1 protein-coding gene is annotated in these 288 nt (G+C 44.8%); it reads left to right on the top strand.

What is annotated here, in order from left to right; all coding sequences use genetic code 11:
• Positions 1-288, top strand: a 288-nt coding sequence (locus AAEZ09_RS28035) for a HAMP domain-containing protein (protein WP_350601601.1), incomplete at both ends; no start/stop codon positions are given.

Here is a 288-nt window from a genome sequence, read left to right on the forward strand (position 1 = left end):
CTGTTAATGTCATTTTTATGGGTATTGCCTTTTGTAGTAGTGATTTATTGGACGGCCACGTTCCTTGGCGGTGCACTTTGGGTGTTATGGGATACCACGGAAAAAATTGCTAAAGGTGATTTAACCTCTCGTTTAGGCTTCCATCCTGGTCGTGATGAATTTGGCACCATTGGTTGCGCACTTGATAAAGCCATGGACACATTAACCGATCTCGTTGTCGCGGTGAAGAAAAGTGCCGATACATTGCAAACAACCTCGAGCTCATTCGCCAATGAAGCAGTACAAAGC

The sequence above is a fragment of the Pseudomonas sp. 65/3-MNA-CIBAN-0223 genome, assembly GCF_040310425.1.
In the GTDB taxonomy this organism is placed as follows: Bacteria; Pseudomonadota; Gammaproteobacteria; order Pseudomonadales; family Pseudomonadaceae; genus Aquipseudomonas; species Aquipseudomonas gregormendelii.